Here is a 15,217-nt window from a genome sequence, read left to right on the forward strand (position 1 = left end):
AAAACTAACCGCTGATCGGCCGTGGAATGGTTTGTACTGGTTCAGCAAACGCTGGCGAGCCTGTTCGTTATCCTGATGAGTCTGTTTCTGCTCTTCTGGTGTTTGCCGGAAGGGTATTTCTTTCGGGATCTGCTGCACACAAAGCTGGGCCGGTATATCTGCTGGGCCGGGCTCGACAATTACTGGTCGTTGTTTGCGCCCCGCCCCATCTCCAAAAACTTCCTGATCGGGTTCGAGATCGAACTGGCCAACGGTACCGTTGTGGCCTGGAAACTCCCCCCCTACACCCTCAAAGACGACTATCAGCTGACGGATCATTTCCGGTTCATCAAGATGCATAACCAGTTGCTGTCGCAGAAAGACCCGATTCCCAAAGAGGCCATTTGCCGGTACGTTCTTCGCCAGTACCGACCGCAACAGGATGCCGCCAATCCACCCATTCGCGTACACCTACTCCAGTACTACGAGCCCCCAGTCAACGGCACGTTTCAGCTGATTCCCTGGATGAGTCAGGTAGTTTATACGCACGACGTAATCGAACAGCTTCGCACACCGGCCGTATGACACTCCTCTTTATCACTTTTGGCGAGCTGGCCGGAGGCTGGAATCAGTTACTGTTCAGCGAGCAGTCCAGCCTGACGCTCTGCGTATTCAGGGTACTGACCGGTATGCTGGTACTTACTGAAACCCGGAACTGGCTCAGCGTCTATAAACTCCTGTTAAGTCCCGACGGCTGGTTTGGCTACGACGACTACATCACCCTTCAGCAGCCATCCCGTTTTTCGCTCCTCAACTACATGCCGCCCACGACCCGGTCGGTGGAGGTTGTTCTGGGCGTTCAGGCCATAGCCGGGTTTTGCCTGACCGTCGGCATCCTGCCCCAGCTGGCCGCGCTGATCTGTTTTGTGACGCTCGTTTCTATCCACAACCGAAATATGTACGTGCTTAGCTCGGGGGATGCGCTGTACCGCTTTTTCTGCCTGTTCCTGATCTTCGCACCGACCCAGACTCAGCTCTCGGTGATGGACTATCCGAACCTGCTCCGGCCCGAAGCCAAAGCCCCAGCCTGGCCCCTGCTGATGATTCAGCTTTTTATGGCGAACATCTACCTGAAAAACGTCTTTTTCAAACTACAGGGCAATAGCTGGCTTAACGGAACCGCCACCCAGCTAGTCTTACACGTCAGAATCTGGAATCGGTTCGTTGTTCCGACGATTCTGGACCGGGCCTGGTTTTATAAGGCAACCACCTACGGCACGCTCGTCGTCGAAACCACTCTTTTCACCCTGATCTGGATCGATGAGTGTCGGCTGGCGGTGGTGGCGCTGGGCGTCCTGTTTCACCTGGGGCTGTGGGTGTTCCTGCGCATCGGTTTTTTTCAGATGGCCATGATCGTCGGCCTGGGGGCCTTTGTCAGCCCGCACGAGTACGGCTATTTATTCGGCCAGATTCAACGATGGCTGGCGTAGCTAATCAGCCCCCCTGCATCGGGTGGCCGTACGTATCGGTCTTGGTCTGGAGCGTTTGGATAGCTTTCCGGACAATGTCGGTAAACTCGGCGTAGGTATACAGCTTATCCTGCTCTAAGCCGTAAAAACAGGGAGGCAACGGTACGAAGAAATCAGCTTCGCGGCTATCGGCCCGCAACCAGACAGCACAAATTTTGAGCGAGAAGAGCCGCAGGAACGAGTACTCATAATCGCCGGTCCGGAGTTCTTTCTTCTTTTTCAGAACGGGATATAGCTCTTTCAACGCATCGACCATGTGGCCGGAATGGACCTCGTGAACATGATATTGCCCCCTTTTGCCAACTTTGGTCTCTACAGCCACGGTACCATGCTGATCCGTATGCAGGTGTCGCCAGGAAACAACATCCGCCTGGCTAAACCCAACTTCGGAAAGGATATCGCTCAGCTGCGCGTGGTAGACTTTATGCGGCAAGGCCTTCTCGTAGGTAAAGGTTCTTTTGAGCTGTACCGACTTCGGCTTTCGCTGGGTGAGCCAGCCCGTATACTTGACAACTGATTTTTCGGGGGCGAGTATCTGTCGGATCGGCATGGCTTAAGGCGTTGATGTTGGGGTCGAAAAAAACGTATATTCTACCAGACTATCTTTAACGGCGTGGCCCAGCACCGTGCCGCCATGGCATTTATAATTAGTCACAAACTCTTTGTAAGGCATTTCTGATTTACCGAAAAAAGAGTCATATATAGTTACATTTTCTTCCGAATCGGTCCACTCGTAGCCCGCGATGGCTACGAAATGGGAAAATTCATTCCTGTTATTGATGGTCCCGTCGATATCCATCCGGAGCAGGAACGCAATGATTCTGCCGGCATCCAGCTCGCCGACGAGTTTTTTGTAAGGAATAAATCCTTTTTCATAGCCCCGCGCAATGCCGGCCGTTACGAACGACCCTATGTTTTCATCATTCTGAAGATACCAGACTATATCGCAGGGTGAGTCTTCGGGATTAGTACAGCAATCGCCCGTGTTGGGTCCAATTGACTGACTGGCCAGTTTGCACTGGGTCCATTTACTGTCGGGATCATAAAAAAGCGCGCAGCTTGTACCCACAGCAGCCCAGCACATAGCATGTCCCAGTTGATGCTGCATGGTAAAATTAAGTGATACTTTTTTCTCTTTTTTCGCAGGCATAATACAGATAAGTTAACGATATAAAGAGAGTTATCTAATTACATACTTAAATGTAGATAATCAATAAACACGTATTCCCTGTCTGTACCTTATAGTATCAGCAGGGAATACGTATTTGGTTTACCAGGTGCCTCCGCCCATGTGGTCGTCGGACTCATTATGTTTCAGTTTTTCCATCTTTTCGTATGGAAAAATACTTTTACCATCCTTCATACGCATCTTGGCAAATTTCCGTAATGAACTAATCGTTTCCGGCTTAAATTCCTGATCCGTTTTGCTATTCATAAAATCAGTAATCTGAGCTTTGGTTAGCTGCTGCGCATCGGGGGTTAGGTGTTTAACATACTTGGCATCGCCTATGCGTGTCAGGGCGTCTTTCAGGGTTTCAGAATCTTTCATGGTTTATGGCAAATTAGGTTAGTGAACTATTGACTATAAAAAACAATTAATCGCTTTCAATAAATACAGATGTATGCAGTTAGCCTGCATCACCCGTCGATCTAATCCGCCCAAACACATCCGCAACCATTGCGCAGGCGAATACCTGTCAGGAACCGTCAATTGCCCTATAAATGAAGCGTATAAAAGTAAGAAGCCGGTAGTAAAATCAAAGGGAGTAGCCAGAAAAAAGGAAATATTTGTGTGAGCGGTTGAGTAAGTTGCCCATTCGTTTCGTAAGCGGCTGAAATCAGCATCCAGCATCGATATTAACCCGGCTTAACCGATGGCTTCTTTCAACTATTTGCCAGTATACATTGCTTTGAATACGCCTTTTGATGATATTGACCTGCCTGCCTCAACCAGCACCCAACCCCTCTTTTACCAGTAACTCTATCCGTAACCGCTACCGTGTGTTCGCGACTACAGCCCTGTGTGTACCGCCCTATCGCCAGAAACGGCAAAAAAATGATGGGCATCGGTCCCCAAAAAATAGGAAAGAATGTTGATATTTTCCGAAGACTCACCCTGATATGCCAGACCGGTGGTATAAATTGTAACCCTATGAGATACCTCTATTTATTCTATTGCTGTCTGTTTTTTTCAACGGCTTTGGTGGCGCAACCGATTCTGTTACAGCAGGATCAACCAATCACGATCTCTTCCGGTTTTTCTTACCTGAATGATACTACCGGTAAACTAACCATTGCTGATGTCTTAAACCCTACGTTTACCCGCCAGTTCATACCGGCAGATAATACACCCTGGAACAAAAATATTCAGGTTTACTGGCTGAAATTTTCTGTAAAAAATAATACATCGTTCGATAAAGAGTGGGTATTCGATTTCGAAAACTGGTCTTTTGTTAGTTTTTTTTACGGAGCAGAAAATAAGCTACTACGCAAAGAGACGGGCTATTTGTACCCATACCGAAAACGGGATTATCCGCATGCGAATAAAGTATACATAAAACTACCGCTCAAAGCCGGACAAACGCAGGAATGTATTGTTCGATTAGTATCTAAATTCAATATAGAAAAAGTACCGCTTACGCTTAATTTCATTGCAGCCCCCCGCGCTAAAATCGACGACGCAAACGCCTTTTCAGGACAGATTATTTTCATGTTCCTCGGCGTGTTTATTGTCATGTTTATTTACAACGCCTTTATTTATATTTCAACGCGTTTAAAGAGTTACGCATACTATCTATTAGTATTATTTTTCGCTTTCTTTTTCACGGCGGGCAATTCAGGGTATCTTATTTCTATTTTTGGATTCATCGATGATTTTTCGATCTGGTTTTCAGATTTTGAATCGATAGCGTCCAATTTGCTGGCAATTGTCTATGTCTTATTTGTCCAGAGTTTTCTTAACGTAAAGCAGCGGTATCCTTTCTGGAATAACATCCTGAACGGCCTGATCGGGTTATATATTCTTTCGGGTCTGCTAATCTTTATCTACTTCGAACTGGGGTTTGCCATGACCCAGCTACTGGGCCTGGCCTCGTTTCCGCTTATCATCTATCTGGGTATACGTAGTATTCGCGACCGGTACCCATCGGCTCTTTTCTTCTCCATTGGTTTCTCGTTCCTGTTCACCGGTATACTGTGCGTCATTCTGATGTTGCTGGGCGTGCTGCCCAAAAATGACTTTACGTTCAAGTACGCCTTACCCACCGGCTCGGCGCTGGAGGTCATTATGCTGGCTTTTGCGCTGGCCAATATGATTAATGTGCTCCGGCGCGAAAATGAAGAAAAACAGGCCCGCATCATTCACCAGTTCGAGGAGAATCAACAGCTTCAGATTACCCTGAACCGGGAACTGGAACAAAAAGTAGAGGAGAGAACCCAGGAGCTAAACCAATCACTCAACCAGTTACGCTCTACGCAGGATCAGCTCATTATGCGCGAGAAAATGGCATCATTGGGTGAACTGACCGCCGGGGTGGCACATGAGATTCAGAACCCCCTGAACTTCGTCAATAACTTCTCCGAAATTAACACTGAACTGGTCGAAGAAATACAGCAGGAACTGAGCAAAGGCGATCTGACAGAAGCCAGTTTTATTCTGGAGGATTTAAAACAGAATATGAAACGCATCACGGCTCATGGCGGCCGGGCCAATGCGATTGTGAAAGGAATGCTGGAGCACAGCCGCATGGGAACCGCCGAAAAGCGGATGACCAATATTAACAACCTCGCCGAAGAATACTTAATGATTGTTTTCCAGGGACTTCGAAGCAAAGATGTATTATTCAGCGCCGAACTTCGTAGAGATTTCGACCCGACCATACAGCCTACCGAACTGGCCCCGCAGGAAATTGGTCAGGTATTACTGAACATCTATGGCAATGCTTTTTATGCCATAAAAGAAAAAGCCCGGCAAGCGCAAACAGGGTATCAACCCCAGCTTTCGGTCCGAACATTTCTGGAAAAAAACAGGCTGGTACTTCAGATCAGAGACAATGGTATTGGTATTCCGGCTGATATTCTCAATAAAATATACCAGCCTTTTTTCACCACAAAACCAACGGGGCAAGGAACGGGACTCGGGCTGTATCTGGCTTATGACATTATTACCAAAGGCCATGCCGGTGAGCTGCGCGTACAAACCGAACAGGGCTTGTATACAGAGTTTACGATTATTCTGCCCTACACACCCGCTGCCTGATCGACCAATTCCCTGCTAGTCAGGCCGTCTGACCGAGCGATCGAAGTAAAGGTAGCCTTTCGCCAGCAGGGGTTTGCCCGGCTGATAGGTCAGCTTTACGTACTGCGCCATTCGTCTGATAACGGTTGGCTTCGGATCATGCCGCGGGGCGTCCGTTTCCGGGTCATACCACGACCAAAGGCCTGGGCTTGACTGGACCTCAAACTGACCGTTCCAGCCGAGCAGCGCATCCCGTTTCTGAGTTGAGCACAGCTTGTCAGCCACCAGCTGCTGCGTAAAATCAGTCAGTTTTTCCTGCGCCCGATCTTCAGCAAACCAGCACTCTATACCGATTCGGGGCTGAAGCTCAGGTGTGATATCAATGGAGAGACCTAAGAGATCGCTACGGTCTGCGTACGGACTCATCACCTGGTTAAACTCAGCCAGGTTCCCGGGCCAGTGGTGATCAATAAGGAGTTGTAGCAGGTCCGAAAAAGAGTTCATCATCAGATACACCCGCAGCGCCTGTTTGTCGCGGCTGGTTGGCGCGCCGATGGAACAGATCTGTACAGCAGGCGCAATCGACTCGAAAAACGGCCGAAACCGCTCCCGGGGGTACTGATCATTCAGAAGCGCAACGGTCTGAAGAACCAGTTCGGGCCGTACCAGCGCATCGTCGCTCAGTCGGTTTCTTCTGAAATGTATGTACAGCCACGGGGCAGGCGCTCTGCGCAACGGATCAGTAATATCATAGACCAGCCAGAGTACTTTAATATGCGGATGGAGAATAAACCGGCTATCGCGCCAAAGACCGCAAATAGATCGTATCTTATCCAGAGCAGCCTGATGCCCGGCATCGTCGGTGTCCGAAGTCGCGGCCAGCCAGTCTATGACCACCTGGTGCTCGTTTACCTTACCCGTAATGGCCAGGTTCAGGTCGACCCGCATCTGATCCTGACCAAGCCAGCACTCGAAGCAACCGAACGATAAAGCCGGTAGCCGTCGGCCAATCTGCCGGATGCGGCTCAGGTAGTCGTCCGAAATCAGGTCTGTCGACAGCCAGGGGGTCAGTACGTCAATGTAGTCGGCTAAGTCTGCTTGCATGGCAGGTCGTGGATAAGGCCGGAAGCTGGCCGCAACAGGGCTTTGGCAGGCCAGTGATGGCAGCCGATAAATATAACCGTAATGCTTGTAATCTTTTGAGTCGATATGAGTCAGTTTGATTTTCCGCGCGTCAACTTCTCGGGGCAGGCTTTCATTAACCCCGGCACGGCCAATAATAACATCCTGCTGCCGCTGGTAACCTACGACCCCATTCAGGTCAACGCGTTTCTGCCCCCTCGTATCTATCTGTCTACCGATCTGCTGGCGCTCCATAAACTGGGCGGTCTTCCTGTTCCGCCGGGCCAGGTCATCCGGGAAGACGGCAAGCAGCGGTATATCGACCTGGAGCCGATCAACACGCGCCAGACATTCACCGACTGGGCCACAACGCCCCTGGGCAGCTCCCCGCTCGACACTGCCTACCACGCGCTATACGAGCTGGTTACGATCAAACGGACGGGCAAACCCCTCCGCGGCCATTTGCCGGCTGGCTGGAATTATTACGGCGGCATGGAGTTCGGCTTCCGCGACGTACGGGTAAGAAGCGTGGCAACAACCGATGAGCAGTTGTTTACGCCCGAGTCGGCCACCTGTCCGTCCACCATCGCCCGGCTACTGGATGCGGTCGTTAGCTTCGATAACGACGCCGGCCAGACTACGGCCGTCATGATCGACGTGTTGCCCAGCCTGGCCATGTTCAGTCAGGTCTTCTGCGACTCGATCCAGATTCGGCAGCCAGGCAGCGTGTTGTTGTCAGGCAGACCTTACAAAGGCTCTCTGCGGCATTTGAATCTGCACAGAATCGTCAATCAGGCGGGGGTCTTCAGCAGCTCGGGTACCTTTTTCATGGCCCTGCCCCTAAAGGAACTGGACGGTGGGCTGGCGTCACCACTCATGCGTCTGTTTCAGGAATACAATCACCGGCAGGAGCCGCTGGCGGGGGTGCTGATTCGTTATAATCTGTTCGAGGTTCAGGAAAACCAACACCCCGATTATTCGGCGCTGGGTACCAAAGCCAATCCGGCCACGGCCACTGTTTCGGGGAGCCTCACGCCCTGGTACGAAGGCGAGCTGAAGTCGATGACGATGGGCCGGATACTGTTGCCCGACAGGCCTTATTTATCCGATAAAACCCTTTCATCCGTAGTCTGCCGGGTCGATCATGCCAAAGGCCGGGTGCGCCTGGACCTGCTGGGCAGCATTCCCGAAACGCAGCTCAGTCAACAGCCGCTCCGGTACGAAACTTACCCGCTGGGCGCCCTCTCGCTGGACCTCATCCGACCTGGCCGGGCCGACGTAACCCTCGGTACCTTTCAGATCGACGCCTATCACCTGAGCCGGGAACGCCTGCTGCAAACGGGTGGGGTTCTTGACATCGTCATAGATCCGTCGCTGGCGCTGACCGAAGCAGACGTTGACAAGGGCTTACTAGCCATACGTGCCCGATCAGCCCGGCCCGATCCGGACGACCCGCCGACCTACCTGCTCGAAAACGAGTACATGGCTATTGCCGACGAGTCGGGTCTGTATGCCGATCAGGGGCAGGATGCCAGCCGGGGGTACAGAAGCTACGGCCCCGGGCAGGAGCCCTGCCGGGTCAGTGTTTACCGACGCGGCCAGCCCCTGACCGAACCCGTGCCCATGACCATCATGGCGCTTACCATCACTCAATCCGGTTCGTCGGCGGCTGTTAGTCAGTTTCTGAAAACCAGCCATTTTCAGAATGGCCAGGCGCTCGTCTTCCCTACCGATCAGGCGGCTAACTGTATGTATGTGTTCTATCCGGGGGCATCGGCTACGGTTTCCGACAACCTCTTGGCCGACCTGATCAGAACGGGTTTCTTCGTTAGCCTGCGGATATTGCCCGTGCCCGATTACGGCCCCTACCTCAACCCTGCCCATCCGGACTACCCCCAACCCATCCCGTTCGATTTTCTGTATCAGGAACTCCTGATGGCCTATGATCTGGTGTTTCCCAAGGCGTCGCTGATTACTCCGTTCACAGAAGCGTATTTCAGCCGGGGATGGCCGTTCATCTGGCAACGGATGGACCCCGCCAACTGGTCGTCGGCCACCTACATGCCGTCGAGCCGGGACATGCCGATGGCCAAATGGCAGCTATTCTGCCAGTGGGTATCCCAGCTACAGAGCCAGTCTCTGCCCCCCGGCCAAGCGTAGTATGTTCAGGAAACAATGCCAAACGATACTCTGAGCTACAACGACCACTAGAGTAAGCCACTACTAATCAAACCATTATGTTCTTTTTTTATCATCCAATGAAGGAGGGATCTTCGGGTGAGGCTGACATTACGTCCGGCTTGGAAAGATCCCTCCTTCATTGAGATGACAGAAAGGACCGTTTTCAATTCTCGATTGACTGAATAAACTACAGCGAGATGCATAAAAACCCCATCAAGGCCTTACTATTTGATTTGGACGGCACTCTGGCCAATACGCTTCCCTTGTGTATTCAGGCCTTCCGCCGAGCCGTTGAGCCGCTGGCTAATCGGATACTCACCGATCAGGAAATTATAGCCACGTTCGGTCCTTCTGAAGAGGGAACCATTCAGGCGTTGGTACCAACGCACTACCAGGAAGGAGTCGCCAGCTATATCACGCAGTACGAGCAACTGCACGCACTGTGCCCAACACCGTTTGCGGGAATACCAGAACTGCTTCAGCATCTCAGAAACGAAGGAATTCGGTTAGGTCTGGTCACTGGCAAAGGCCCTCAAAGCACAGCTATTTCGTTGCGTTACTTCAAGCTCAGTCATTATTTCGACTTTATCGAAACGGGTTGGATTCACGGCCCCCGAAAAGTGGATGGTATCCGGTCGATCCTGTCTCAGTGGCCTGATATAAACACCGGGCAGGTCTGGTACGTAGGCGACGCCCCCAGCGACATTCTCGCGTCAAGACAGGCTGGCATCTCCGTTGTTAGCGCGGCCTGGGCCGAAACCACCAACGTTGAGGAGTTAAGGGCTTTACAACCGGACCAACTCTTTATTTCCACTGACGCGTTTGATCAATGGGTACGTAGCGCTGTTCGGTAAATGAATAGGGCCTGATCGTAGTTCGACTAAAGTGCTGTTTAACTTTTTTAAAAGAAGGTTGCTCATCCATCGAAGTAGCCCCTTTCTACCTTTAGACGAGCACTGTAATTCCTCTTTATAGAACGCTTCTGCAAACAGTGCCATTTCTGGTATGGTTCTCTATTTGTATGCTGGGCACTACATTCTGTTTTGAACGACCAGAATTGTGTCACTTAAAGTTGTAGTTAACTTGTGAACGAAACCAGTTTATTTGATAAGTAATTTTACTTATTTACCTTTCTTTCAAAGAAATAGATTTGAATATAAGCTTACCTTCCTACTAATAAGCCTTATGAAACCAGCAATATATAGCTGGCTGGTGTTGCTCTTTGTGGGGCATATCAGCTGTAAACAGGCCTCTTCTGACAATTTAGTGCCGATTATCAAAGCGCCTGCTGTAATTAACTGGCAAAATGTGGACTCCCTGTTTGGCTCATCAGATCGAACAGCGCTAGGCGTATACGCTGATAGTGCGGGACTTATTTTGATGAAGCAGAACGGATTCACATTGCTTCGAAAAAATAACCCACAACCTACTCACTACATTTATTCACTTTTCAATGACTATTGGAGCAGTATTCGGCCTACCTTCTACCAAGGTGTCGCTTATGCGATTACTTCAGAGAATACCATTCAGGCATTTCCCTACCGACAACCCAATCAGCCACCATTTACGATTAGATTGGCCGACTTTAACCTTCCCGTAACCCCAAATGGTCGCGTAGCTTTTTCACGGCGGTCCTCCATTACCATTAACTCGTCTGGTTTACTCGTAGTGGAACTCGACGCAGTGACAGCACCTAGATATCTATACTGCCTGCAATTAGACGATAACGGAAGAGCTGTTCGTAACTCGCCAGATGGTAAAATTGGCCACCCGATTGTGTTAAGTGACTCAACATTTGTACCCATGTTCTGGGGCCTATATGCGTTTGAGGATCTGCTTTTTGTCGAAGCAGCTCGAAACTATGTGGGAGACAATCTAATTGCCAGTACACTCATGGGCGAGTTGCAACGAATTGGTCCAACTGGCCAACTGAAAACAGTCTTGCCAAGAGTAGGTGTACAAAACGTGTTTCTGTTCAACAATGCGCTCTATGCGGTCGGTGGCCCTCTGAACAGTCCGTTAAGACTATATAAATCAACCGACAAAGGTCAAAGCTGGTCAAGTCTGTATGAGTTAACGAATGCTAATTTGTATGGAGCTACCTTCTCGTCTTTTCATCAGATCGACAATCGACTGGTTACGGTTTATCTCCATCAGAGATTACAGGAATATGACGTTGAGTCAAATCAAGTCAAAACACTCCGGCTGACCGGGGTTCCTGAATTCAGAGGTACAATTACGGGGCTGGCTCAATATGAGGGCAAGGTGTATCTTACGACATCGAATGGTGGAATCTACGTAAAACCGCTGAAGGACTTCTGGCAGTATGCAGCGGATTAAAAGGCACTGTCATTGAACAATAGTTTGGTGTGCTGGCTCCGCCTGTAAAACACAGTCGGGCCGGCCTGCAGCAGCAGTTGGTAGCCAGCTTCAAAAAGCATCGTTGCCTGGGTCGATTTAATACGGCGCCAGGGGCTGCCCATATCGTATTCAGCGCGAACGTACCTGAGCCTGTCTAGTCAGCACGTTCCAGGCTTCGTTGAGCAACATCTCGTGCGTACCCTCGAAAATGAGCAGGTCAGCGGCTGGCAGGGATCGCTTCAGGATTACCGCCCGACCATTGGCCAGCTTTTCGCCGGTTCGCCGGTCGTGGCCCCGCCGGGTCAGCAACGCCTGAATGGTGGCGGCATCAACTTGCTGAGGATGGTTGGCCGATCCCGTAAAATCGCTCACTAGTTTGTTGAAAAACAGGATCGTCTGGGTGATGGGCACGGCCCCGGTGTACCCGTCGTGTACGCCCGCAAACAGGTGCAACCGACTATGCCGACGGCGGGCAACGGGCGTTTTCATGAAGTAAGGCGACCGGCTTTGGGCTTCGGGTACGTTCAGGCTGTTCCCCGTCTGGCCCACACAATCCAGAATATCCTGCGTGTGCTTCGGGTCCCGCGACATGGTTTCGTAATACCAGTCGACGAGATTCGTAATGGGCACCCAGGCCGAAAAGCTGTTGATGGCCCGTCTGGTTTTCATGTACAGACAGAGCGTAGCATAGCCGCCCCCACTCACCCCGATGACGTGAATCTGACTCGTATCGACGTTGCCGTTGGCTATGGCGTAGTCGATGGCGTCTTCCATATCCTGGAGCGCATACTGGCTGCAACAGGCGTTGGCCGTTCGGTTTGGCCCCCGAAAATCGGGGTGAATGTAGTTCCAGTCGCGCTGACGGGCCAGCAGAGCCAGCGAATCAACCTGCCTGTAATCGCCACTCCAGGTGTGCAGACTTACCACCAGCGGCTGCGGGCGGGGCTGCTGACTGGCGTAGAAAAAAGCGGGCTGCACCGCTCCATCCAGTCGGGACGGAATACGTACCTGCCGAAACGGGGCCGACCAGAACGGGGATTCCTTTGCTGGTGCCGTTACTGGCGCAACCACCTGCTGAATACCAGCCAGCCAGGTATTGGCCATGAGCCGGTAGCCCGTCGAATCGGGATGGAGACCGTCGATAAGGTGTTGGGCGGTACCATTGGCGGCCATGAAGTTAGCGTACTGATCGACCAACCGAATCGGTACGCCTTCCTGACGAAGCGCCTGGACCAGAGCGGGCAACAGGCGGTTGAAGACCGGCACCCGACTGGCCGTGGCCGCGCTGATTCCCCGCCATTGGGTTGTCATGGGCGTGAGGGTACTCAGCAATACCTGAGCCGTTGGTCGCTGTTGGTGAATGTCCCCAATCAGGGTCGTCAGGCGGCTGATCGCGTGCGGCACAATCCGGGTCGAGTCGCCCTGCGGAGCCACCCGGTGTTGCAGGTCGTTGGTGCCAATTTCGAGCAAAATCACATCTACGGTGGGCGTGGGGCTGGGCGGCAGGCTGCTATCCAGCGCGGTCGGCAAATCATCGAGCAGGCCGCTGCGGGTTTGTCCGTCGAGCGCAACCCCGTCGGTAAAGGCCGTTGCGGTAATCTGCCAGCCCGACCGGCCTTCGTGCTCCGGGTCGGTCAGCCGGTCGCTGTTGGTGGTGAACCGTCCCCGAAAATCAACGGCATAACCCGCTTTGATGAGCAACTCGTGCAGGGGTTTCCGGTACCCGCCGGGTGCGCCTGCGCCCTGCGTAATGGAGTTGCCCATCGGCACGATTCGGATAGTCGGTTGTGCCTGACAAACAGCCAGTTGGATGACCCATACACCGATAAGCCAGGTACGTTGCCACATCATTTTACGGGGGCGGTGTCGATAATCACCGAGTCGATTTTGTAGCGGTTGCCGCGTGCCTGTTTTTCGTCGGCGCCGGGCAGTCCCGCGTCTTTGGGGGCCAGCGTATCCGACGAGTACGCGTTGGTCAGGCGATACGGCCCGGTACGAAACTCAAGTCGCTCGACCGACGATACCGGTTCAAAAAAGGGGACTTTCTTCAGAATCACCTCGTCGTTCAGCGTCAGCGAGTAGGTCTGGCTGGCAACATCGATATCCAGCCTGACCGTATGATCTTTTTGGGCATCGAGCCGCCGAAGGTATGGCATGCCCCGCCCGTGGTTGGCCAGCAGGTAATTCCAGGCAACGTGGTCGTAAATCCGCACCGGTCGACGGCCAGCTCCATCGGTAATATCTACCTCCAGATGCCCGTTCTGGTAATCGAGCAGGGTGAACTGAACGGTCAGCTTTTTGGTCTCCGGGAACACCCGAATGGCTTTGGCATAATCGTAGGGTTCTTCGTCCTGAAGCAGCAGAAACCGGTTTCCTTTTTCTTCGTCCACGCTGACGGTACCCCAATAGGGCTGATACGTATTCCAGCCCACCGGCTCCGACCCCACCGGCTGGTCGTCAAACGAGTAAGTGGCTTTTTCAACGAGTTTAACCTGGTCTTCGGGCGGAATTTTACTGATCCAGAGGTCTTCTTTATTGACCGAATACACCACCCAAAGATCATCGCCGGGCGGGTTGCCATTGCCCTCGGCAATACCCCGAACGTACTGAGCACCAATGTCTTTGAAGCGGCCCGCGAACCGCAGGGGCGGGATGTCGCCGTGAACCACCCGCAGGTTGGTAAACGTAATGCCATCGTCGCTGGTGAGTATAGCCAACGGAAGCCGCTCGTCCGTTCCCGACGGGTTGTACACCAGCGCATACCGGCCATTATCGAGCCGCTGCCCCCATTCTTTGGCAGTCCCTTCGGGCTTCGAGCTGATCACTACGGGTTTCGACCAGGTTTTGCCTTCATCGTCGCTCAGGGCCGCCCAGGCTTCTTTCCAGAGGCCCACCACTTTGCCATCTTTCCGGTGAAAAAAGCAGAATCCTTTGGCCGAAAACTCGTCGTTTCCCGCCAGCGCATAAAACCCGTCGTCGCTGCGGTCTTCTTCCCACCATTGCTGGGTCATCAGCTTGTTGTTGAGCAGTTCGTCGCAGGCAGTAATGAATCCGGTATCGGGGGCGGTTTTATAAAACGGAAACCAGTTGGCACGGTCCGGTTGCGGAATTTTGCTGTTGGCGTTGTAGCGGATGAAATAAATCGGCCCCAACCGACCGTCTTTATAAATTTCACGAACGGCCCGGCCAATGCCCTGCCCGTTGTTGGGGTTGTCGGGCAGGCCATAAAACGACAGGGTGAGCAGTCGACCGTCGGTGGCCACATAAAAACCCATCCGCTGGTGGGCAATCGTGAACTGCCCCGGCTGCACCTCAATGGCCGGGAAGGTGCGAGACGGTGCCGACCAGGTTTTCCCATCTGCCGAACTCATCAGGTACGTCTCGGTCGGCGTGCCGTTTTCCTGGTATTCATGGGCCAGGTATTGCACGTAGAATTTGCCGTTCCAATGGGCCAGCATCGGGGCGTGGTTGTAGGTGTTGCCCGCCCGGTTGGTTTCGGGTGGATGCGAGCGGTTGGCGCGCAGGATCTGGCGGTTCTGGGTACCGGGAATGGGGCGGAGCTGCCCGTCCATCTGCCGGTGATCCACAAATTTAGGCTCGCCGACGTACTGCAAGGGCATGGCTGCCGTACCCGCTTTGGGCGCGGTCTGGGCGTTGGCCAGCGAAGACAAAAAGAGTCCCGCAAAAACGAACTTCGTCATGTTCATCACAACAAAACTGCGATTCAACATACGGCTTTACCCCTAATTATAAATCAGGAATATCTACACTTTCCTGGCTGGCTTATTGGATGAGACCCGTACCCAGA

Annotated in this window: 12 protein-coding genes; 6 read left to right on the forward strand and 6 right to left on the reverse strand. The window is 52.3% G+C overall.

Annotation, left to right across the window (positions count from 1 at the left end):
- Window positions 1-21: 21 nt before the first annotated feature.
- A complete protein-coding gene (locus B1C80_RS15680) occupies window positions 22-564 on the forward strand; it encodes a hypothetical protein (RefSeq protein WP_077922136.1) in 543 nt (180 codons plus the stop codon).
- On the forward strand, window positions 561-1,469 hold the full coding sequence (locus tag B1C80_RS15685) for an HTTM domain-containing protein (RefSeq protein WP_077922137.1): 909 nt from the start codon (window positions 561-563) through the stop codon (window positions 1,467-1,469). Before B1C80_RS15680 ends, B1C80_RS15685 begins: the two co-directional genes overlap by 4 nt.
- A gap of 4 nt (window positions 1,470-1,473) precedes the next feature.
- Here the strand turns inward: B1C80_RS15685 and B1C80_RS15690 are convergent, their stop codons facing one another.
- The 3 genes from B1C80_RS15690 to B1C80_RS15700 all read right to left on the reverse strand — a co-directional run bounded on the left by B1C80_RS15690 (window position 1,474) and on the right by B1C80_RS15700 (window position 3,057).
- A complete protein-coding gene (locus tag B1C80_RS15690) occupies window positions 1,474-2,058 on the reverse strand; it encodes a hypothetical protein (protein ID WP_077922138.1) in 585 nt (194 codons plus the stop codon).
- Window positions 2,059-2,061: 3 nt separating this feature from the next.
- Window positions 2,062-2,658, reverse strand: a complete 597-nt coding sequence (locus tag B1C80_RS15695; RefSeq protein ID WP_077922139.1) for a hypothetical protein — start codon at window positions 2,656-2,658, stop codon at window positions 2,062-2,064.
- Window positions 2,659-2,778: 120 nt separating this feature from the next.
- Window positions 2,779-3,057, reverse strand: a complete 279-nt coding sequence (locus tag B1C80_RS15700; protein WP_077922140.1) for a hypothetical protein — start codon at window positions 3,055-3,057, stop codon at window positions 2,779-2,781.
- A gap of 603 nt (window positions 3,058-3,660) precedes the next feature.
- Here B1C80_RS15700 and B1C80_RS15705 point away from each other — a divergent pair.
- Window positions 3,661-5,766 (forward strand): 7TM diverse intracellular signaling domain-containing protein, encoded by a 2,106-nt coding sequence (locus B1C80_RS15705; RefSeq protein ID WP_161492773.1) that lies wholly within the window; start codon window positions 3,661-3,663, stop codon window positions 5,764-5,766.
- A gap of 15 nt (window positions 5,767-5,781) precedes the next feature.
- Here the strand turns inward: B1C80_RS15705 and B1C80_RS15710 are convergent, their stop codons facing one another.
- Window positions 5,782-6,849 carry a hypothetical protein gene (locus tag B1C80_RS15710; RefSeq protein ID WP_077922142.1) on the reverse strand — a complete coding sequence of 356 codons (1,068 nt, stop codon included), beginning with the start codon at window positions 6,847-6,849 and terminating at the stop codon, window positions 5,782-5,784.
- Window positions 6,850-6,954: 105 nt separating this feature from the next.
- Here B1C80_RS15710 and B1C80_RS15715 point away from each other — a divergent pair, with 105 nt between their 5' ends.
- The 3 genes from B1C80_RS15715 (at window position 6,955) to B1C80_RS28125 (ending at window position 11,388) form a co-directional block, all read left to right on the forward strand.
- Complete coding sequence (locus B1C80_RS15715) at window positions 6,955-9,027, forward strand: hypothetical protein (protein WP_077922143.1); 2,073 nt, start codon at window positions 6,955-6,957, stop codon at window positions 9,025-9,027.
- Window positions 9,028-9,245: 218 nt separating this feature from the next.
- Entirely contained in the window at window positions 9,246-9,902 is a 657-nt protein-coding gene (locus tag B1C80_RS15720) for an HAD family hydrolase (RefSeq protein WP_077922144.1), read from the forward strand.
- A gap of 331 nt (window positions 9,903-10,233) precedes the next feature.
- Window positions 10,234-11,388, forward strand: coding sequence for a hypothetical protein (locus B1C80_RS28125; RefSeq protein WP_129604804.1), 1,155 nt, complete (start codon window positions 10,234-10,236; stop codon window positions 11,386-11,388).
- Between the two features lie 150 nt (window positions 11,389-11,538).
- On the opposite strand, the gene B1C80_RS15730 is transcribed toward B1C80_RS28125, so the two are convergent.
- Both B1C80_RS15730 and B1C80_RS15735 read right to left on the reverse strand, forming a co-directional pair.
- The gene (locus B1C80_RS15730; RefSeq protein WP_077922146.1) at window positions 11,539-13,260 is read right to left on the reverse strand and encodes a GDSL-type esterase/lipase family protein; all 1,722 of its coding nucleotides are present in this window, start codon (window positions 13,258-13,260) and stop codon (window positions 11,539-11,541) included.
- Window positions 13,257-15,110, reverse strand: a complete 1,854-nt coding sequence (locus B1C80_RS15735; RefSeq protein WP_139361662.1) for a sialidase family protein — start codon at window positions 15,108-15,110, stop codon at window positions 13,257-13,259. The genes B1C80_RS15730 and B1C80_RS15735 overlap by 4 nt, the downstream gene beginning before the upstream one ends.
- Window positions 15,111-15,217: the final 107 nt, after the last annotated feature.

This window comes from Spirosoma sp. 209, from assembly GCF_002006735.1.
GTDB classification, from domain to species: Bacteria; Bacteroidota; Bacteroidia; order Cytophagales; family Spirosomataceae; genus Spirosoma; species Spirosoma sordidisoli.

Coding starts and splice junctions, on each gene's coding strand:
- B1C80_RS15685 (WP_077922137.1), top strand. CDS start 561: ATGACACTCCTCTTTATCACTTTTGGCGAGCTGGCCGGAGGCTGGAAT.
- B1C80_RS15690 (WP_077922138.1), bottom strand. CDS start 2,058: ATGCCGATCCGACAGATACTCGCCCCCGAAAAATCAGTTGTCAAGTAT.
- B1C80_RS15695 (WP_077922139.1), bottom strand. CDS start 2,658: ATGCCTGCGAAAAAAGAGAAAAAAGTATCACTTAATTTTACCATGCAG.
- B1C80_RS15700 (WP_077922140.1), bottom strand. CDS start 3,057: ATGAAAGATTCTGAAACCCTGAAAGACGCCCTGACACGCATAGGCGAT.
- B1C80_RS15705 (WP_161492773.1), top strand. CDS start 3,661: ATGAGATACCTCTATTTATTCTATTGCTGTCTGTTTTTTTCAACGGCT.
- B1C80_RS15710 (WP_077922142.1), bottom strand. CDS start 6,849: ATGCAAGCAGACTTAGCCGACTACATTGACGTACTGACCCCCTGGCTG.
- B1C80_RS15715 (WP_077922143.1), top strand. CDS start 6,955: ATGAGTCAGTTTGATTTTCCGCGCGTCAACTTCTCGGGGCAGGCTTTC.
- B1C80_RS15720 (WP_077922144.1), top strand. CDS start 9,246: ATGCATAAAAACCCCATCAAGGCCTTACTATTTGATTTGGACGGCACT.
- B1C80_RS28125 (WP_129604804.1), top strand. CDS start 10,234: ATGAAACCAGCAATATATAGCTGGCTGGTGTTGCTCTTTGTGGGGCAT.
- B1C80_RS15730 (WP_077922146.1), bottom strand. CDS start 13,260: ATGATGTGGCAACGTACCTGGCTTATCGGTGTATGGGTCATCCAACTG.
- B1C80_RS15735 (WP_139361662.1), bottom strand. CDS start 15,110: ATGACGAAGTTCGTTTTTGCGGGACTCTTTTTGTCTTCGCTGGCCAAC.